Annotated in this window: 14 protein-coding genes; 11 read left to right on the top strand and 3 right to left on the bottom strand. The window is 53.0% G+C overall.

The window, feature by feature from the left end; all coding sequences use genetic code 11:
- Nucleotides 1–30 precede the first annotated feature (30 nt).
- On the top strand, nt 31–1,251 hold the full coding sequence (locus F7P81_RS09315; protein ID WP_151159274.1) for a molybdopterin molybdotransferase MoeA: 1,221 nt from the start codon (nt 31–33) through the stop codon (nt 1,249–1,251).
- Nucleotides 1,252–1,456: 205 nt separating this feature from the next.
- The gene (lexA, locus tag F7P81_RS09320) at nt 1,457–2,179 is read left to right on the top strand and encodes a transcriptional repressor LexA (protein ID WP_022712428.1); all 723 of its coding nucleotides are present in this window, start codon (nt 1,457–1,459) and stop codon (nt 2,177–2,179) included.
- Nucleotides 2,180–2,398: 219 nt separating this feature from the next.
- Here the strand turns inward: lexA and F7P81_RS09325 are convergent, their stop codons facing one another.
- Entirely contained in the window at nt 2,399–4,942 is a 2,544-nt protein-coding gene (locus F7P81_RS09325) for a ComEC/Rec2 family competence protein (protein WP_151159275.1), read from the bottom strand.
- A 257-nt stretch (nt 4,943–5,199) separates the two neighbouring features.
- Here F7P81_RS09325 and gltX point away from each other — a divergent pair, with 257 nt between their 5' ends.
- The 4 genes from gltX (at nt 5,200) to msrQ (ending at nt 10,261) form a co-directional block, all read left to right on the top strand.
- The gene (gltX, locus tag F7P81_RS09330) at nt 5,200–6,618 is read left to right on the top strand and encodes a glutamate--tRNA ligase (RefSeq protein WP_151159276.1); all 1,419 of its coding nucleotides are present in this window, start codon (nt 5,200–5,202) and stop codon (nt 6,616–6,618) included.
- Nucleotides 6,619–6,999: 381 nt separating this feature from the next.
- Nucleotides 7,000–8,292, top strand: a complete 1,293-nt coding sequence (gltA, locus tag F7P81_RS09335; RefSeq protein WP_022712432.1) for a citrate synthase — start codon at nt 7,000–7,002, stop codon at nt 8,290–8,292.
- Nucleotides 8,293–8,518: 226 nt separating this feature from the next.
- Nucleotides 8,519–9,472, top strand: coding sequence for a protein-methionine-sulfoxide reductase catalytic subunit MsrP (msrP, locus tag F7P81_RS09340; RefSeq protein ID WP_151159277.1), 954 nt, complete (start codon nt 8,519–8,521; stop codon nt 9,470–9,472).
- A 114-nt stretch (nt 9,473–9,586) separates the two neighbouring features.
- The gene (msrQ, locus tag F7P81_RS09345) at nt 9,587–10,261 is read left to right on the top strand and encodes a protein-methionine-sulfoxide reductase heme-binding subunit MsrQ (protein ID WP_374828071.1); all 675 of its coding nucleotides are present in this window, start codon (nt 9,587–9,589) and stop codon (nt 10,259–10,261) included.
- A gap of 48 nt (nt 10,262–10,309) precedes the next feature.
- Here the strand turns inward: msrQ and F7P81_RS09350 are convergent, their stop codons facing one another.
- The gene (locus F7P81_RS09350) at nt 10,310–11,734 is read right to left on the bottom strand and encodes an MFS transporter (RefSeq protein WP_183956634.1); all 1,425 of its coding nucleotides are present in this window, start codon (nt 11,732–11,734) and stop codon (nt 10,310–10,312) included.
- A gap of 157 nt (nt 11,735–11,891) precedes the next feature.
- On the opposite strand from F7P81_RS09350, the gene F7P81_RS09355 reads away from it, so the two are divergent.
- Entirely contained in the window at nt 11,892–12,569 is a 678-nt protein-coding gene (locus F7P81_RS09355) for a helix-turn-helix transcriptional regulator (protein ID WP_151159278.1), read from the top strand.
- A gap of 55 nt (nt 12,570–12,624) precedes the next feature.
- On the opposite strand, the gene F7P81_RS09360 is transcribed toward F7P81_RS09355, so the two are convergent.
- Nucleotides 12,625–14,220, bottom strand: a complete 1,596-nt coding sequence (locus F7P81_RS09360; RefSeq protein ID WP_170265233.1) for an amidohydrolase — start codon at nt 14,218–14,220, stop codon at nt 12,625–12,627.
- A 411-nt stretch (nt 14,221–14,631) separates the two neighbouring features.
- Between F7P81_RS09360 and F7P81_RS09365 the strand changes: the two genes are divergently transcribed.
- The 4 genes from F7P81_RS09365 (at nt 14,632) to F7P81_RS09380 (ending at nt 20,128) form a co-directional block, all read left to right on the top strand.
- Nucleotides 14,632–16,314, top strand: coding sequence for an HAL/PAL/TAL family ammonia-lyase (locus tag F7P81_RS09365; RefSeq protein WP_151159279.1), 1,683 nt, complete (start codon nt 14,632–14,634; stop codon nt 16,312–16,314).
- Nucleotides 16,315–16,379: 65 nt separating this feature from the next.
- Nucleotides 16,380–17,741, top strand: coding sequence for a dihydroorotase (locus F7P81_RS09370; RefSeq protein WP_151159280.1), 1,362 nt, complete (start codon nt 16,380–16,382; stop codon nt 17,739–17,741).
- On the top strand, nt 17,741–19,027 hold the full coding sequence (locus F7P81_RS09375) for a Zn-dependent hydrolase (RefSeq protein ID WP_151159281.1): 1,287 nt from the start codon (nt 17,741–17,743) through the stop codon (nt 19,025–19,027). The genes F7P81_RS09370 and F7P81_RS09375 overlap by 1 nt, the downstream gene beginning before the upstream one ends.
- Before the next feature lie 12 nt (nt 19,028–19,039).
- A complete protein-coding gene (locus tag F7P81_RS09380) occupies nt 19,040–20,128 on the top strand; it encodes a thiohydantoin desulfurase (RefSeq protein WP_022710356.1) in 1,089 nt (362 codons plus the stop codon).
- The last annotated feature ends 12 nt before the right edge of the window (nt 20,129–20,140 follow it).

Below are 20,140 nucleotides of genomic sequence, written 5' to 3' on the forward strand. Positions count from 1 at the left end.
GATCGCTCTTATTTTTACGGGGTAGATTTCATGGCATTATTACCGGTTGATGAAGCATTGCGGCTTTTGCTGGCGGATAAAATGCCTTCCGGCCATGAGCAAGTTGCTCTGCATGAAGCAGGTGACCGTGTTCTCGCCACGTCAATCTTTGCCTCTTTCAATCAGCCGCCTTTTGATGCCTCGGCTATGGACGGCTATGCCATTCGCTTTGCCGATGCAGAACAGCTGCCGGTGACACTGAAAGTCATCGGCGAATCTGCGGCTGGCAAAGGCTTTGACGGTACAGTCCGATCCGGTGAGGCTGTGCGTATTTTCACCGGTGCGCCTATGCCTGCCGGTGCTGACACGATTGTCATTCAGGAAGACACGCAGCAGGAAGGCAATCTGGTCACATTGTTACGGGATGTGGACAAAAACCGTCACATCCGTTTCAGCGGACTGGATTTCAAAGACGGCGAATGCTTGCTGCAAACGGGTCATCTGCTTGATCCGGCATCGCTCTCTTTGGCTGCAGCGTCCGGCCATGCGCAATTGCAGGTCTATAAACGCCCTAAAACAGCTATTCTTGCTACAGGTAATGAGCTTGTACCAGCAGGCACTGTTCCTGCGGCAGATCAGATCGTCAGCTCCAACAGTTATGGTGTCGCAGAAATTGTACGGCGCAATGGCGGCACGGCAGATGATCTGGGTATTGTGCCGGATGATCTGGCACTTATCGAACAATCCATTCGCAATATTGCAGCTTCGGATGCTGATATTCTTATTACGCTGGGTGGCGCATCCGTCGGCGATCATGATCTGGTGCATAAAGCACTGACCAATTGCGGCGTTGAACTCGGCTTTTACAAAATCGCCATGCGTCCGGGCAAACCGCTGATGTTCGGCCAACTGGAAAGCGAAGGCAAAGCGCCCCTGCTCGTTCTTGGTCTTCCAGGTAATCCGGTTTCCAGTCTCGTTTGTTCCTATGTGTTTCTGGCGCCGCTGGTTGCGCGTCTGGCAGGCAAAGCCGCGACCACCTATATTGCCAGCGCCAGACTGGCACAGGACATGGCTGCCAATGGCAACCGCCGCGATTATGCCCGCGCGGCACTAACCCGCAACAGCGATGGCGAGTTACTGGCAACGCCTCTGCCGGTGCAGGATTCTTCCATGCTTACCGTGATTACCCGTGCGGATGCTCTGCTGATCCGTGAGCCTTTTGCTGAGGCAGCCAAAGCCGGAGATCGCTGTCAGATCCTGATGATACGCTGAAATCCTTAAACAATCGGATTAATCACTTTTAAAGCCTTGCAGAACAATACTGGAACATATAGTGTTCGTTCTGGGTTTGTTTTAAAAATTGATTCTCGCAACCGCGCCCCGTGCATGCGGTTATGCGTTTAGTCCGCACGACTTCATTATCTGCCACCATAATTTCAGTAACCGGCAGATAATATAAAGGCTTTGGGAGCGTATAATGCTGACGCGTAAACAACATGAATTATTGCTGTTTATCCATGACCGCCTGAAGGAAAGCGGCATTCCCCCTTCGTTTGACGAGATGAAAGAGGCGCTCAATCTCGCTTCCAAGTCTGGTATTCACCGCCTGATTACGGCTCTGGAAGAACGCGGCTTTATCCGCCGCCTGCCAAACAGAGCGCGTGCGCTTGAAGTTGTGCGCCTGCCGGACTCGATTGCACCGGGTCTCAACAGCCAGAAGAAATTCTCACCAAGTGTCATTGAAGGCGATCTCGGCAAAAAGAATGTCACCGAACTGCCTAAAAAAGCAGCGCCCGCGACAGAATCTGAAGCACCTGCCGGTATAAGCGTTCCTGTGATGGGACGTATTGCAGCCGGTGTACCGATTTCTGCGATCCAATCCCAAACCCATATGATTACCCTGCCGCCGGAAATGCTTGGCAGCGGTGAGCATTATGCGCTGGAAGTCAAAGGCGACTCGATGATCGAAGCCGGTATTCTCGACGGCGATACAGTGATTATCCGCCGTGGTGATACTGCCAATGCCGGTGAAATTGTTGTGGCTCTGGTCGATGATGAAGAAGCAACACTCAAACGCTTCCGCCGCAAAGGCGCATCTATTGCGCTTGAAGCTGCCAATCCGGCCTATGAAACCCGAATTTTCGGTCCTGACCGCGTACGTGTTCAGGGCAGACTGGTTGGTCTGGTACGCCGCTACTAATATGACATCGGAGCGAAAACCGGCATTACTGCCGGTTTTCGACTTCAGGCAGTTTATTGCTCCTGCTGCATATTCTTGCATGGGCAATAACGGGTCATTTAAGTAGTGCGTCTCCCGACAAGACAATACAGCAAACGCCCTACAAGCCTATTTTTGCTGCACTATTATGCTGTGACTACGCATTCATAATAGCTACATCATAAGAAGATGTGGCGGCTCTTATTTCGGATCTTCCAGATTACGGGCAGCACGGGACCAGAGGCGGTAGCTGTGCCATGGTCGTTGCGGCTCTCCCACTGCAAACACGACCTGAGCCTGTTCCGGCAGATATGCCAAACCAGTTTGATGCACTTGCGCCTTTATAGTCGCGCTTTGCAGCATAGCCGGAAAAAGACTTTGTGCTGTATCTGTATATCTGCGGCTATCGGGTTCCAGATAAATCTCTGCCACGCCTCGTAGTGCCAGCTGCTGGCGGGTGATGATAGCAGGGGCATTTTGCGTTACTGTCCCTGTAATATTGCCGGCTTTTCTATCGGGGCAAGACAGGTTTCCTGCATAAGCGAGAATAATAATATCACCGATAGTACAGGCGATATCTGCCGCAGGCCGGTTCTCGGCATAGGCCAACACCTGCCCGTTTTGCAGATCAAAGCTACATAACCCGTCCTCACAGACAAAACCTTCTGAACCTGTCGCGCTGCTATTATCCGGCGTTTTAACCTCATGAATTCTATAGGCTTTGCGCCAGTTATCGACTGTGAAGGCAGCCGGTCGTGCACGGTTCACATAGAGACTGTTGTTCTGGCGGACTGCAACCAGTCTGGCATCTTCCGAGATAATAATATCCGGCAAAGTGTTCATACTCAGCACAATCCCGCCAATCATCAGAAAGAACAGCGATACCAGTCGCAAATGACTGGTAAAGATCATCGCCGAAAGCATTGCCGCCGTCCAAAGCAACAATACCGGCACGGGCAACAGGCCGGGGATCAGATCAGGGGAAAGTCCGGCAACAAAATGTGCAATCCATTTAACCAGTTCAATGCCTTTCCCCATCACTTGCAAAGGCAACCATTCCAGTCCCAGAGGCATCACCAACAAAGACAGAACCGCAAAAGGCATAATCAGTACCGAGATCACCGGCAGTGCCAGTGCATTTCCCAACATGCCAAGCGGTGCCATATTGTTAAAATGAAAGGCTGCAAAAAGCCCGCTGGCCGTACCGGCTAAAAGCGAAGTCGCCGCAATCCCGCCAAGCCAAATCCTGAGCTTACCCCCCAATGTCGTCTGCCGCGTCGCTTGTTCATTGCTTTGTCTCTTGCGTAATTTCCACCATGCAAAGCCTGCAATCAGCGCGCCGGTCGCAGAATAGGACATCTGAAAACTCGGCCCCAGAATTTCATGCGGTGTCACAAGAATACTGAACAGCGCTGCAATCGCCAGATTGCGCAAGGTCAGAGCTCTACGATCGAAAATCACCGCACAAAGCATCACGGCCAGCATGATAAAACTACGCTGTGCCGCCACATCTGCACCCGACAAAGCCAGATAAAAACCCGAAGAAAACAGCGAAATCAGTGCGGCGATTTTCTTCACCGGATAATAGAGCGCTAAAGAAGGGAATAGTCCGGCAATGCCACGCAGGCTCACCATAACAATAGCTGCTGCCAGCGCCAGATGCAGGCCGGAAATTGAAAGAATATGCGCCAACCCTGCAATGCGCAGCGCCTCATTGGTTGTCTCGCTGATCCCTGCCCGCTGACCGGAGATCAGCGCTGCTGCCACCGCCCCCTCTTCACCGGACAGTGCCTGCATAATCCGCCCGCCGATCATCGCCCGCAACTGACCGGTCAGTGCCTCAACGGATGCAGTCCAGCTCTTTGATACTGCATCACCGGCAAATTCACCATCAACCAGTTTCGGCACGCCGAGATAGAAGCCATTACCGCCAATGCCGCGAAAATATCCATGAAATGCGAAATCATATTGCTCGGAACGTACCGGCCCGCCATGGGGGCGCAATCGCACTGCCCCTTTCAGCACAGAACCGGTTTCAGCCTGTGCAGGTAAATCACGGGCAGAGAGCCGCAATCGTTGCGGCGCATAGCGCAGATGTGGTTTTTCCGTTGCCAGCACATCGGCAACAATACGCCAGCGTCCGGCTTTGCCATTGTCTTCAGCCTCCTGTTCGAGCGAGACAATCCGCGCCGTCAAAGTGGTTGACACAGAACTGCCAAGCATTTGCGTTGCATAGAGCTGCGTCTCCCATTTTGCAGCCAGCATACCAGTCATAAAGGCTAATATCAGCACAAGGCTGACACGCCTTATCAGCGTGTCCCGCAGCAAAAACTGCAGCCAGCCGAACAGGCTTGCCGGTGCAAACAGCTCTATCCAGTATGGTTCAGACTTCAGAGAAAAATAGTGAACCGCCCCTGCGCCACTCGCAACGGCCAGTAACAGAAAAACCGTTCCGCGTTCATATTCAAACAGCAGAGCATCACAGATATTATCCAGAAAACGCTGCCAATATTCCCGCAGATTGAGCCGGATGATCCGTGCCCGCTTTCGTCCGCTATAAACAGCACCATCATCGGGGATAATCTCTGCATCCGGCACCGGAGCAAAACCGAGCATGAATTGCTCGGCAGTTAATCCGCTGCTATGTTTCGTCCGGTCAGCCGTGTTCCCTGACCCGCCATCATCATGACGGGACTCAGTCTTGCTTGCCTGATGGCCACATTCACCGCCATAACCATTCGCCATGCTGTCTGAATTGCCCCCGCACCTGACAGCTGCACAATTATACGTCCAAAACAGCCTATTTCACGCAGGAATCTTGCATTGAGCGGCGTTAAACACCGGTTCTGCGCTTTGATTTTTGCATCAAGTCTTGCACGTTGTGCTGCCTATGCTACATGAACAGCACAAGAAATCGAGAGGCGGCCAGTTACATTCTTTAGCCGATATATTCGGATATAAGCGTAAGATTCTGTAACTTTGCCGCAGATACGGAGCGACCGATGTCATCACCCGTTATTACCCGCTTTGCGCCTTCACCGACCGGCTATCTGCATATCGGCGGCGCACGTACAGCGTTGTTTAACTGGCTTTATTCCAAACATACCGGCGGCAAGATGCTGCTGCGCATTGAGGATACCGACCGCGAGCGTTCCACCGAGGCCGCAACGGCAGCTATTCTTGAAGGTCTGACATGGCTCGGCCTGACATGGGACGGTGATGCCATCTCCCAGTGGGAACGCGCACCGCGCCACCGCGAAGTTGCTGAAGAACTGGTGAAAGCCGGTAAAGCCTATTATTGCTATGCCTCGCCGGAAGAACTGGATGCGATGCGTGAACTGGCGCGTGCAGAAGGCCGCCCGCCGCGCTATGACGGCCGCTGGCGTGACCGTGATCCGTCGGAAGCACCGGCAGGTGTGAAGCCGGTTATCCGCATTAAAGCCCCGCGCGAAGGCGAAACCGTTGTGCTGGACGATGTGCAGGGCGAAGTGCGCTTCCCGAACAAGGATCTGGATGATTTCATCATTCTGCGTTCCGACGGCGCGCCAACCTATATGCATGCGGTTGTGGTCGACGATCATGATATGGGCGTTACCCATATTATCCGTGGTGATGACCATCTGACCAATGCTGCCCGCCAGACAGTTATTTATCAGGCAATGGGCTGGGATGTGCCTAAAATGTCCCATATCCCGCTGATCCATGGTGCGGATGGTGCCAAGCTCTCCAAGCGTCACGGTGCGCTCGGCGTTGAAGCCTATCGTGCAATGGGCTATCTGCCTGAAGCACTGTGCAACTATCTGGTTCGCCTCGGCTGGAGCCATGGTGATGATGAAATCATGACCATTGAGCAGATGATTGAATGGTTTGATACCAAAGACATCAACAAAGGTGCATCACGTTTTGACTTCCAGAAACTGGAAGCCATTAATGGCCACCATATCCGTGCCAGTGATTCAGAAACGCTTACCAAAGCGCTGATCGATGTTCTGCCTTATATTGAAGGCGGCGCAGAATTGCAGGCTCTGCTGACCGATGAGCGCCGTGCGCAGCTTGTTGCAGCAATGCCGGGTCTGAAAGACCGTGCAAAAACACTGGTGGAACTGGCAGACGGTGCGAAATTCCTGTTCGTCTCCCGCCCGCTGCCGCTGGATGAAAAAGCTGCCAGCCTGCTCAATGATGAAGGCCGTGCAATCCTCAAAGATGTATTGCCGAAGCTGGAAGCTGCCGAGTGGAATGCTGATGCGCTGGATGCCGTTGTCCGCGCCCATGCGGAATCAACCGGCCTGAAACTTGGCAAAATTGCCCAGCCTCTGCGTGCTGCCCTCACCGGCCGCGCCACTTCACCGGGCGTTTTTGACGTTCTGGTGGTTCTGGGTCGCGAAGAAGCGCTCGGACGTATTCAGGATCAGGCCGTATAAAGCCTGTCAGAAGCCGTGTTCTTTCAACAGAATACGGCTTCAAACACGCCCTGAACACAGGAGTGTGATTTTCAAAAACCGGCCTCTGTCGTAAGAATGGCTAATTGACAGAAATTTGTTCAGAAAAACGCAAATTTCCACATTGCAACCTCCAACATTTACGATAGTTTGAGCCATAAATTTTGCAGGCCGTCATTCACAAATATCATGAATTTTGAGTGACAGCGGCTTAAGGATATTTTTCAAACTGGCAGCGCCGGTAAAAATACCCTAACTGTATGTTTCTATGCATAAGACTAAACCGAAACACCCGTTTTCGGCATTATGCTCCAAATTTACTGCTATCCACGAGCAGTGAGCGCGATGATGAAAGGAACCAGTATGTCTAATACGACAGCGACAATCACGCTAAATGGCAATTCGACCGAATTGCCGGTCCGCAAAGGTACAATCGGACCAGATGTCGTCGAAATCGGCCCGCTTTACAAGAATACAAATTCCTTCACATACGATCCTGGTTTCACTTCAACCGCTTCCTGCGAATCCAAAATCACTTATATTGACGGTGACGAAGGCGTTCTCCTGCATCGCGGCTATCCGATCGAACAGCTCGCCGAACAGGGTGATTTCCTTGAAACCTGCTACCTGCTTCTCTACGGCGAACTGCCAACCAAGACCCAGAAAGCAGACTTTGACTACCGCGTGACCCGCCACACCATGGTGCATGAGCAGATGTCGCGCTTCTTTACCGGCTTCCGCCGCGATGCGCATCCGATGGCCATTATGGTTGGTTGCGTTGGCGCCATGTCCGCCTTCTACCACGACTCAACCGACATTACTGACCCGCATCAGCGTATGGTTGCTTCGATCCGCCTTCTGGCGAAAATGCCGACACTGGCTGCAATGGCCTATAAATATCATGTCGGTCAGCCTTTCGTTTATCCGAAGAATGATCTTGATCTGGCTTCCAACTTCCTGCGTATGTGCTTTGCAGTGCCTTGCGAAGAATATAAGGTCAATCCGGTTCTGGCACGCGCTATGGATCGTATCTTCATCCTTCATGCGGATCACGAGCAAAACGCTTCGACTTCGACCGTTCGTCTAGCCGGTTCTTCGGGCGCGAACCCGTTTGCCTGTATCGCTGCCGGTATTGCCTGCCTCTGGGGCCCTGCTCACGGCGGTGCCAACGAAGCTGCATTGAACATGCTGGCTGAAATCGGCTCGGTTGACCGTATTCCTGAATATATCGCCAAGGCAAAAGACAAGAACGATCCGTTCCGTCTGATGGGCTTCGGTCACCGCGTTTACAAAAACTACGATCCGCGCGCCCGCATCATGCAGAAAACCACGCATGAAGTTCTAGGCGAACTCGGCATCAAAGATGATCCGTTGCTCGATGTTGCGATGGAACTGGAAAATATTGCACTGACCGATGAATATTTCATCGAGAAGAAGCTCTATCCGAATATCGACTTCTATTCCGGTATCACCCTGAAGGCTCTCGGCTTCCCGACAGAAATGTTCACCGTTCTGTTCGCCGTTGCCCGTACCATCGGTTGGGTTGCCCAGTGGAAAGAAATGGTCGAAGACCCGCAGCAGAAAATCGGCCGTCCGCGTCAGCTTTATACAGGCTACGCACAGCGCGATTTCGTACCGCTGGCAAAACGCAAATAATCTGTGCCGGATATCTGAGAGCGCTATCTCAGATCAGTATCCGGTTCTTGCGAATAAAAAAGGCTCCTTCGGGAGCCTTTTTTATTGTTTCACAATATTCAAATCTCACAAAGCGCGTTTTATAAACTAAATTCCACCACAGATTTTCTCTAATATATTACCCGATATTAATTCCGCCCTATTCCCCTATAATTGCACTGACATAAGTCAGCAGGGAGCAAGTGCTATGTCTAAGTCATTTTTTAAATCCGGTATCGCATCCTCTGAAATCACCAGTCAGACATTTTATTTGCGGCGACGGGAATTTATCAAGACAGGCATTGCTGCCGGTATTGGTTTGTCTATCGGTGGCCTGCTGCCGGATATTGCCTCAGCCAAAGACAGTGCTGACGGCTTTAAAACCGATGAGACGCTGACACCAAAAGACTCAGTGCTGACCTATAATAATTTTTATGAATTCGGCACAGGCAAATCCGACCCTGCCAGCTATTCCGGCGGTTTCAAGCCGCGCCCGTGGACCATCGAAGTCGGCGGCATGGTAGCAAAGCCTGCGACTTTCGATATTGATGACCTGATTAAGACGATGAGCATTGAGGAGCGTATCTACCGGATGCGCTGCGTTGAAGCATGGTCAATGGTTATTCCCTGGCAGGGCTTTCAGCTGTCAGAATTGCTGAAACGTGTTGAGCCGCTGGGATCTGCCAAATATGTGGCCTTTGAAACAGCTCTGCGGCCAAAAGAAATGCCGGGTGTCGGCGGTGCATTTGCGGTACTTGACTGGCCTTATCGTGAAGGACTGCGCCTTGACGAAGCGATGAACCCGCTCACATTGCTGGCAACCGGTCTCTATGGTGAAAACCTTGCCAATCAGAACGGTGCACCGGTGCGCCTTGTTGTGCCGTGGAAATATGGTTTTAAAGGCATCAAATCGATTGTCAAAATCACGCTGACAGATAAAGAGCCGGTGACTGCATGGAAGATGCAGAACGCTTCGGAATATGGTTTCTATGCCAATGTTAATCCGGCGGTGGATCACCCGCGCTGGAGCCAGAAGACTGAAACACGGATTGGCAGTGGCAGTTTCTTCTCACCGGACAGGCGCGATACACTGCCATTTAACGGCTATGGCGAGCATGTCGCCCAGCTCTATAGCGGTATGGATCTGACCAAGAATTATTAGAGCGTGTCGCATTTAATGGAATTCATTGTGCTCGCTCTAATTTTTTAATTGTCGCATGTTCGCGAACGCTAAATGGAGCCATTTAGCTGCGACATGCTTTAGCGGATGATTGTCATGAAACCAGATATCGCTGCGCAAACCATCGCTATGCCCCGTACAACCGGTAAACAGACAGCCGCGCGTAAGCCGCCGGTCAAAATTCCCAATAATCCCTGGCTGCGCTGGGGTATTTATGTTGTTGGCCTTGCACCGGCATCATGGGCATTCTGGCTGGCTGCTACCAATCAGCTCGGCGCGAATCCGGTCAAAGAGTTCGAGCATCTTCTTGGCATATGGGCATTGCGCTTTTTAATCCTAACCTTGCTCGTCACACCGCTGCGCGATTTGTTCCGGCTGAATTTCCTGCCCTATCGCCGCGCTCTCGGGCTGCTAGCGTTTTATTATGTGGCCATGCATTTCGCGACTTATATCATTCTCGACCGTGGCCTGAACTGGCCGGATATCGTGAAAGATGTAACGCAACGCTGGTTTATTATTTTCGGATTTATCGGCTTTGTCATGCTGATTCCGCTGGCAATAACTTCAAACCAATGGTCAATCCGCAAGTTGAAGAATAACTGGCAGAACCTGCACCGGCTGATTTATGTCATCGCTCTTGCCGGTAGTTTGCATTTTCTGATGTCGGTTAAAAGCTGGCCACCTGAGCCGCTGATTTACGGCTTGATTATCATTACACTGGTTTTGTGGCGCTTTGTACGCCAGCCCTATCTCGCCTATAAAAAAAGCTGACCGGATAATAACCGGTCAGCTTTATCTTTTTAACGTAAGCGGCTGATTTTACCAGCGTTTCACCATGCGTGAAGCGCATAGGAAAGCCAGTAACGGCCCCACGCCAAAGCTCAGGAAAAGCCAGAATGCAGCACTGGATGTACCGGCAATACCACCCGGTACAGTCAAACCGCCAAGGCTGGTGACCATACCGGCCATTGCCGCACCGAGACCGGCAGAGAACAGCTGCACAGTGGTAATCGCAGTTGATGCCAGATCCTTCTCATCAGCCGGTGCAACTTTCAGCACCCGTGTCAGCAGATGCGGCCATGTCATACCCACGCCACAGCCCACAGCGATGAAACCGGCGCAGAGCGGCAGCAATTCCAGATAGGTACCATTGCTGGAAAATGGCAGCAGAAGCAGCAACAAAACCATACCGGCAAAAGAGGCCAGCGGGCCGATAATAATCACATCACGCACACGGCGCGATGAAATCCCCGAGCTCATGATTGAACCGAGTGTCCAGCCTGCGCCCATCAGCGCAGCCAGATAGCCGGCTACTAATGGCGACTGGTTATGCAGCACCTGCAGGAAAAGCGGAATAAACACTTCCACAGATGTGACCGTCAGCGCCAGCAACGACATGGTTACGATCACAGGCCCCAGCGGCTGGCTGAAACTGAAAGAACCACGTGGCAACAGACGATTTTTACTGGTGGCTTCCAGACGTATCATCAGACCGATCAACAGGATCGCCGTGCTGATACCAATCACATTCCAGATCACTTCAGAACTGACACTACCAAGTGAAACGGCAAAGACTGCAAGTGTCAGCAGGCTGAGCTGTGCAAAAGGCAGACGATTGGTGTCTTCCTCTTCATGGCGTACTTCCGGCAATACAAACAGCGCCATTACAGCAAAAAGCAGCGCTGCAGGGACAACCGACCAGAAAGCAGCACGCCACTCGCCGAGTTCAGCGAAAATACCGCCCACAGCAGGGCCAACCAGTGTGGCAACGCCCCACATGCCGGAAATCAGTGCCATAGCGCGCGGCCACAGCGCTTCGGGAAATACGATACGGATCATGGCATAGGACAAAGCCAGCATGAAACCACCGCCGAAGCCCTGAATGAAACGGCCGATCAGCAAAACCTGCATTGTCGGCGAAACAGCACAAATCAGGGTACCGAGAGCAAAAACACTGGCCGAAATGGCATAGGCTTTGCGCGGGCCGGTTTTGCGCAGCAATTTCACAGCCAGCGTTGAGCCGATAATGGATGCAACGACGAAAAGAGTAGTGTTCCATGCATAATAATCCAGCCCGCCAATATCCGAAACGACGGAAGGCAGAATGGTTGTAGCAATGTAAACATTAACAGCATGAAGCGCGACGCCACCTGCGAGCGCCATGGAACGAATGGCATTTTTGCCAGTCAACAAATCTCCCCAGCCAACTTTGTGGTAGCTGGTGAGCGATGCCGGGTCAGACATTTCAATCTCCGGACAGCTATCAAAAACCATGAGTTCCGGCGGGAATGCGCCTGTGTTTCTCATCAATTTTAACCGGAACATACCGGTCGGGTTGCAAATCCCTGAGGGAGCCGTTAATTATGCAAGCATAAACTTGGAATATTCAGCAGGAGATCAAATGTCAAGTTCTGACATTATCACTTCGGATGAAATGAACAGCGCTGCACAACAAAGCACCGCTGATCGTCTGCTGTTTATTCTTAAAACCCGTGGCCCGCAAACAATATCGGAACTTGCACGACTCGCAGGCACGGGTGCGGAAAATATACGCCAGCAATTACAAAAATCTGTGACAGAAGGCCTGATTGAACCCTATGCCACAGAAAAAAAACCAAAAGCCGGTCGGCCGGTGCAGTTCTGGCATCTGACGGAGAAAGGCAATAGCCGGTTTCCTGACAGCCATGCGGAGCTGACCGTTAGTTTATTGCGCCATATGAGCAGTCTGGGTGAAGATCTGACTGAGCGCGTGATCAGCTTGCGCGAACAGGAAATACTCAAAAACTACCGCACAGCCATGCAGGATATGACAGCGCTGGAACAACGCATAGACTGCCTTGCAGAATTGCGCAGTCAGGAAGGCTATATGTCGGAATGGACAAAGCAGCCGAACGGTTCATGGCTGCTGATTGAAAACCACTGCCCTATCTGCGCTGCGGCCACAGCCTGCCGCGGCTTTTGCCGTTCCGAACTCAATATTTTTCAGGCCATTCTCGGTGACAATTGCAAGATCGAGCGCTGCGAGCATATTTTACTCGGCGCACGTCGCTGTGCCTATCGTATAACTCAAACCGGATAAACAAAGGCGATCCGGCTAAATGCCGAACCGCCTTTATCACACCTATACAGTTCTGCTATTGCGGCGCAGTCAGCTCAGGAAACTTCACACCCAGCTGGTCCAGATAAGTCGGGTATTTCTCTGCATCGTAATAGAGCTTCTGCATTTCAGGGCGAAACTGCTGCATAATCTCCGTATTCAGCTGAATTTGCGGCTTGTCATCCGCACCAAGCATCGGCAGATATTTCTGATCCTTCTGTTGCACATTGGTAAAATAATCCTGTGCCGCAGATACCAGTTCCGGCTTGGTCAGAAGATCAACGCCAGTCATAGCAATGACCTTCGATCCGGCGACAACGCCTTTATGAGCAATCGGTGTGGCCATAGACATGGCATTCGACCAGTGATGCCCCGGAAGGTTCGGAATATTCGACGGATAGTTCAGCGTGATTGTCGGCACAATCCATGACACATCACCGATATCATCCGAGCCGCCGCTTTCAGGTTTTTCCGGTGGCGGAGCCAGTTTCTTCAGCTCTGTCGCCAGCCCGTCTTCCTTGCCTTTCACAGCCTTCTGCACAGCTTTTGCAAAGCTGTTTTCGTCGTCAGTCCATTTCGGCAGGCCAACTTCCAGAATATTGGCATAGGCTGCCTCCGCCATCGGCTTGTTGAAATGACGCGGTGCTGCGGTGCCGATAATCTGCCGTTCCACTGTGGTGTCAGACATTTTTGCCGCTGCTTCAGACATTGTATTCGCCACAGCGAAATTCTTGGCGATGTTTTCAAAATCCGTTTCGCGGATAAAATACCAGACACTGGCAACAGACGGCACCACATTCGGCTGATCGCCGCCGTCAGGGATCACATAATGCGAGCGCTGTTCAGGCCGCAAATGCTCCCGCTTCATATTCCAGCCTATATTCATCAGCTCCACGCCATCAAGCGCGCTGCGTCCGCGCCACGGCGCACCGGCAGAATGGGCAGACTCACCGGCAAATGTATATTTGACCGAGACCATACCGGTGCCATTGGCTGCGCCCCACGAGGTTTGCAGATTATTGCCGACATGGGTGAACATCACCACATCCGCATCCTTGAACACGCCGTCACGCACCATATAGGCTTTGCCGCCCAGCAGTTCCTCTGCCACCCCCGGCCAGAGCACCAGCGTGCCGGAGAGTTTTTCCTTCTCCATCAGGTCTTTCATCGCCAAGGCTGCAACCACATTCACAGCCTGTCCGGAATTATGCCCTTCCCCGTGACCGGGTGCGCCCTCAACCATCGGCTTGCGATAGGCAACACCAGGCATCTGGGAGGTTTTCGGCAGACCGTCAATATCACTGCCCAGTGCAATCACAGGCTTACCGGAACCCCAGCGCGCCACCCAGCCGGTCGGCAGACCGGCAATGCCGCGCTCAATAGTAAAGCCATTTTTCTCAAGAATATCTGTGATGTATTTTGAGGTTTCAACTTCCTGAAAGGCCAGCTCACCAAAGCTGAAAATTGAATCCGTCATCTCCTGCGCAAGCTTGGCGCGGCTCTCCACCCCCGCTGTTACTTGCTGCTTATAGGCTTTGACATCCTGTTCTGATTTTTGTGCTGCGGCCTGACTGAGCAAAGAGGCCGACATCATAAGGCTGAGTGCAATTTTAGACGAGAGAGTACAAGACATGTATAACTCCGTTACTGAATTTGCCTGAGATTATGTGACAGTTACCCGCAGACAATTCATCATAAAAATGCCATGCACAACCCTTAAAATAACAATTACAAGCTTTTGATTTTACAGTATTTATTGTCATTTTAACAATCACTGAATATCGAGTTTCATTTCCCAAAATCAACCTTTCAGTTACACGCAGTCCTTTTCATTACGCTACGAAATGAAAGCCGGCATGCGTAAGGCCACAATCCGGACTGTTCAGAAAACTATTCTCTGATACCGGCAGGATTTAGCTTTTTGTTATTGCCGGTTTCGCAACTTTCGCCGTTTCAGCCTTTCAAGCAATTTCTATACTGACCCATAATTTGCCGCATCCATAAGCACCCTCATCCAGAGGGAAAAGGCAAACGGGAACCCTGTATGAAAAAGCTCAACCACCTGTCCAAACTCAGCCTTCTGACACTTGTTCTCCTGTCGTCTTCTGCCGCCTATGCTGAAAGTTTGCAGCTTAACGGCACGCAGCTCACCACTGCGCAGGTGGCAGAGTTCGCAGCGAACAAAAATGAAAAAGTCGAAATCGCACCGGAAGCGGCACAAAAAGTCAGCCATAGTTTTGATCTGGTGATGGAAGCTGCCTTGCAGGGCACCGCCGTTTACGGGCTGAATGTCGGCGTGGGCTGGAACAAGGACAAACCGGTTTTCAAAGAGGTTAAAGGCCGCCGCACGCTGGATGAAGAATTGCTGGCACTTTCCCGCCGCTTCAACACCAGTTCGCTTCATGCCCATGGTGGCGGTATTGGCGAGGCCATGCCTGCGCAGGCAGTACGCGCCGGTATGCTGATCCGCCTCAATGAAATGCTCGGCGGTGAAACCGGAACGCAACTAAGTGTAGTGGAAGCCTATCGCGACTTCCTCAATCACGACATCATCCCCGTTGTGCCGGAAAAAGGCTCTGTCGGTGAGGCTGATATTACACTCGCCTCCCATATTGGTCTGGCAATGATCGGCGAATGGTTTGTCGATTATCAGGGCGAGCGTATGCCTGCGGCAGAAGCCCTGAAGCTGGCAGGATTAAAGCCAATTGAACCGGTCGGCAAAGACTTCCTCTCCATTCTCAGCACCAATGCACTGACTGCCGGTCAGGCAGCTTTGCTGGCAGAAGAAACACGCCATTATCTGGAAGCCGCCACAGCCGTTTTCGCCCTGTCGCTAGAAGGCTATAACGGCAATGTCGCGCCCTTCTTGTCTGAGACAACCGGATTGCGCCCGTTTCCGGGCATGGTGAAGGCGGCAACAGATATTCGTGCAGCGCTGGATGGCTCCTATCTCTGGCGGCAGTCTGATGGACGCGCTTTGCAGGATCCGCTCTCCTACCGCACGATGGCCTATGCGCTTGGCAATGCATGGGAAGCGCAGGCCGCACTCGAAGAAGCTCTGCATATCCATATCAATGCCAGCGATGACAATCCTGCCGCTATGACTTCCGACAAGCCTGCGGAAAAAGCGGCTGAAAGCCATAACCAGCTGCATAAATATCAGGTCGCAGGCGATGTGCATGGCGCGATTTATCCGACCGCCAATTTCGACATGCTGCCGGTTGCCACCCGTGTGGAAAATCTGAATGTCGCCCTCACCCGCTTAGCGCAGAATATTGTGATGCAAACCATCCGCACGGAAAATCCGGATTTCACCAAGCTGCCGCGCTTCCTTGCCGACCCTGAGAATGAAGGTCATGCATTCGGTGCGATGCAGAAGCCGCTTGTTGCGCTTTATGCGGAAAACCGTCAGCTGGCCATGCCGGTCTCGCTCGATACTTTTGCCATGGCAGGCAATATTGAAGATACCGGCAATAATGCCCCGCTGGCCGTGAACAACCTGCAGCGCATTCTCGGCAATATGTACAGCCTGTCATCCATTCAGCTGCTGCATTCGGCGCAGGCGGTTGATCTGCGTGGCAAAGTTGCGCTCGGCAAAACCTCCGCAAAACTGCTGGAAACCTATCGCGCACAGGTCAAATTCGTCGATCAGGATCGCATTTACACGCCGGATTTTGCAGCCGGTGTGCAGGTGCTGCACGCTTTCACGCAGCCAGCCGCCAAGTAATTTTAAAATCGCATAACTGCCTGCATTGCAAAGTGATGCAGACAGCCAGAATGAGGAATGCCGCAATGCAGGATAAAGTCTTCAAAGGTAAAGTGGTTCTGCCCGATCAGGTCATTGATAATGGCTGGGTGCTGGTCAGCGACGGCCGCGTTGTCCAGACCGGTCAGGGCACAGCTCCTGCAGGTGAAAGCCATGGCGGTGCGGATTATCTGGTACTGCCGGGTGCCATTGACGGTCAGGTGCACAGCCGCAGCCAGAAAAATCAGGAAGAGTTTATCTGGTCGACCCGTTCGGCCGCTGCAGGTGGTGTGACGACGATTGTCGATATGCCTTATGACGACGGCGACCTGATCGCCACGCCGGAGCGCTTCACCCGCAAGGTGGAATCCGCTGGCAAGGAAGCGCGCGTGGATTTCGCGCTTTATGCCACGGCGCATCCGGCAGACGGCACCAAACATATTGACGGTCTGGTGGAGGCTGGTGCGGCGGGTTTCAAATTCTCGACCTTCGGCACGCATCCGGAGCGCTTTCCGCGCATTACCCCGCAGATGCTTTATGAGTGTTTCTCGGCCATTGCCCGTCATGGTCTGATTGCCGGTATTCATAATGAAAATGATGAAATGGTGCGCTATTACATCGATCAGGTCGAGAAAAGCGGCCGCACCGATTATCTGACACATAGTATGAGCCGTCCGCCGGTGACTGAAACGCTGGCGATGGCTGAAGTCTATGAGATCGGCGCAATGAGCGGTTGTGCCACCCATGTGGTGCATTGTTCCGTTGGCCGTGGCTATGAACTGGCCGCCGGTTATCGCGCACAGGGCTATGCGGCAACGGTTGAAGCCTGCATCCACTATCTGACATTGTGTGAAGAAGATGATGTGAGCCGCCTGATCGGCCGCGCCAAGATCAACCCGCCGGTACGCAACCGCGCCGAGCGTGAAGCCATCTGGCAACAGCTCGCTGCCGGTAATGTGACCATTGTTTCCACCGATCATGTGAGCTGGTCGCTTGATCGTAAAAACGATGAGAATATGCTGAAAAATGCATCCGGTGTTCCGGGGCTGGAAGCGCTCTATGCGCTGCTGCTCAAAGGTCTGGATGAGCACGGTCTGTCACTCAGCCATGCTGCCCGCCTGCTGGCGCATAATCCGGCGAACCTGTTCCGTCTTGGTCAGACCAAGGGTGCGCTCGGTGCCGGTCTTGATGCCGATATCGTTCTGGCACGCCGCGATCCTTACACTTACAAAGCGGCAGAAAGCGGCAATAATATTGTCGGCTGGAGTCCTTATGATGGCATCAAACTGCCGTTCCGTATCACCCATACATTTGTGCGCGGTGAATGCGCCATGGCTGAGGGTGTGGTCACAGCGGAACCGGGTTCCGGTCGCTTTGTACGCCCAGCTCTGCGTAAAGGAGCCGCGTAATGGCGGCCTCCAACACGCTCGTAGATGGTGACCGGCTCTGGCAGGATATTATGGCGCTGGCCGATATTACCGAGCCGGGCAAACCTTACACACGCCGTTCCTTTACGCCGCGTTTTCTGGCTGGCCGCGCCTATCTGATTGAGCAGTTCAAAGCCGCCGGTCTTGAGGTACGTATTGATACCGCAGGCAATCTGATCGGCCGCCGTACCGGTGCCAAGCCGCATGCCAAAACCATTATGATGGGGTCGCATAGTGACACTGTGCCTTCCGGCGGACGCTTTGACGGCATTGCCGGTGTGGTGGCAGCACTCGAAGTTGCCCGCGCCCTGTGCGATGCCGGTATAGAATTGCAGCATAATCTGGAAGTGGTGGATTTTCTCGCTGAAGAACCGAGTGAATACGGCCTCTCTTGTGTGGGCAGTCGTGGCATGAGCGGTCAGCTCACCAATGCCATGCTCGACTTTACCGGCCCGCAGGATGAGCGTCTCGGCGATGCGCTGATCCGTGTCGGTGGCAATCCGGCCAAGCTCACAGAGGCTGTGCGCAAGGATATTGCCGCCTATCTGGAACTACATATTGAGCAAGGCCCTGTGCTGGAACAAAGCAAAACGGATTTGGGTCTGGTGACTGGCATTGTCGGCATCACCCGTCTGGAAATTGCTTTTCAGGGTGCCGCTGACCATGCGGGCACCACGCCGATGCATATGCGCCGTGATGCGCTCTATGCGGCGGCACAAGCTGTCACTGCAATCCGTGAACAGGCCGAAGCTTTGGCATCCGAGCCGGACGGCTATTTCGTTGCCACGGTCGGCATTCTCACCCTTGAACCGGGCGGTGCCAATGTGGTGCCGGAACAGGCCAAGGTGATTGTTGATATCCGTACCGGCAAACGTGAAAAGACCCTGCGTTTTCTGGAAAGCATTGATGCGGCAACACAAGATGCTGCATCAAAAGCCAGTGTGGAACGCAGCAGCTTCAAGACCCTTTCCGACACCATGCCGATGGATTGTGACTTAGGCCTGCTGGATGATCTGGCAAAAAGCGCCGATGCGCTCGGCCATAGCCATCTGCAACTCGCCAGCGGCGCGGGGCATGATGCGGCCTTTATCGGCCAGCTGGCACCGGCGGCCATGGTCTTTGTGCCATGCCTCGGCGGGCGCAGCCACACACCGGAAGAATGGACAGAAAAACACGACATTGCAGCAGGTGCTGCAGCAATGTTTGCGGCAGTGCGCCGCTTTGACGAGCGCACTCCGGTTACCAATCAAACGCATAACAGCATTTAAGAGGAGGCCATTATGGGGCGTATTTTAACATTGGATGACGTGGAATCCGCAATTGCCGGCGGTTCGGTCTTTGCAGCCGGCGGCGGCGGCTGGGTCGAGCATGGCCGTATGCTGGGCACCACTGCGGTCACCATTGGCCGGCCTGAACTGGTGGATATGGAAGAAGTATCCGATGACGCATGGATCGCCACAGCCGCAGCAATCGGCGCACCGGCCAGCACCACCCAGTGGGAAATGCTCGGCATTGACTATGTGAAAGCCGTTGAGCTGCTGCAATATGAGCTGGGCGACGAAGTCTATGGTCTGATGATCGGCCAGAACGGCATGTCCAGCACCATGAATGCATGGCTGCCTTCCGCTGTTCTCGGCACCAAGGTGATTGATGCTGTAGGCGATATCCGCGCGCATCCGACCGGCGATATGGGTTCCATCGGTATGGCTAACAGCCCTGAGCAGATGATCCAGACAGCCGTTGGCGGCCATCGCGATTCCAACTCCTATATCGAACTGGTCACACGCGGCGCGACAGCTAAAATCTCACCGATCCTGCGCAAAGCCTCCGATATGTCCGGCGGTTTCATCGCCAGCTGCCGTAATCCGCTGCGTGCTTCCTATGTGCGCAAGAATGCAGCGCTCGGCGGCATTTCCCGCGCTCTGACCCTTGGTGAAGCCATCCGCGCAGCCCAGAGCAAAGGTGCGACTGCGGTGATTGATGCGATCTGCAAAACCACCAATGGCAGCATTCTCGCGCAGGGCAAAGTCACCGCCAAGAATGTGCATTACACGCAGGAAGCTTTCGACATCGGCACCATCACCGTACGTGACGGCAACCGCGATGTGATCCTGCATGTGATGAATGAATATATGGCCGTGGATGACGGTGATGGTCAGCGTCTTGCCACCTTCCCTGATGTAATCACCACGCTCGATACCAATGGCAGCCCTGTCAGTGTCGGCAATGTTCATGAGGGCATGGAAATTCTAGTGTTCCACATCAACAAGACAGAAATCCCGCTCAGCGCCTCGGTCAAAGACCCGAGCGTTTATCCGATTGTCGAAAAGGCACTCGGTATTTCCCTTGCCGATTACGCACTGGCCTGAGTTAGCGGTTTA

The sequence above is a fragment of the Pseudochrobactrum saccharolyticum genome (genome assembly GCF_008801715.1).
Classification (GTDB): domain Bacteria; phylum Pseudomonadota; class Alphaproteobacteria; order Rhizobiales; family Rhizobiaceae; genus Pseudochrobactrum; species Pseudochrobactrum saccharolyticum.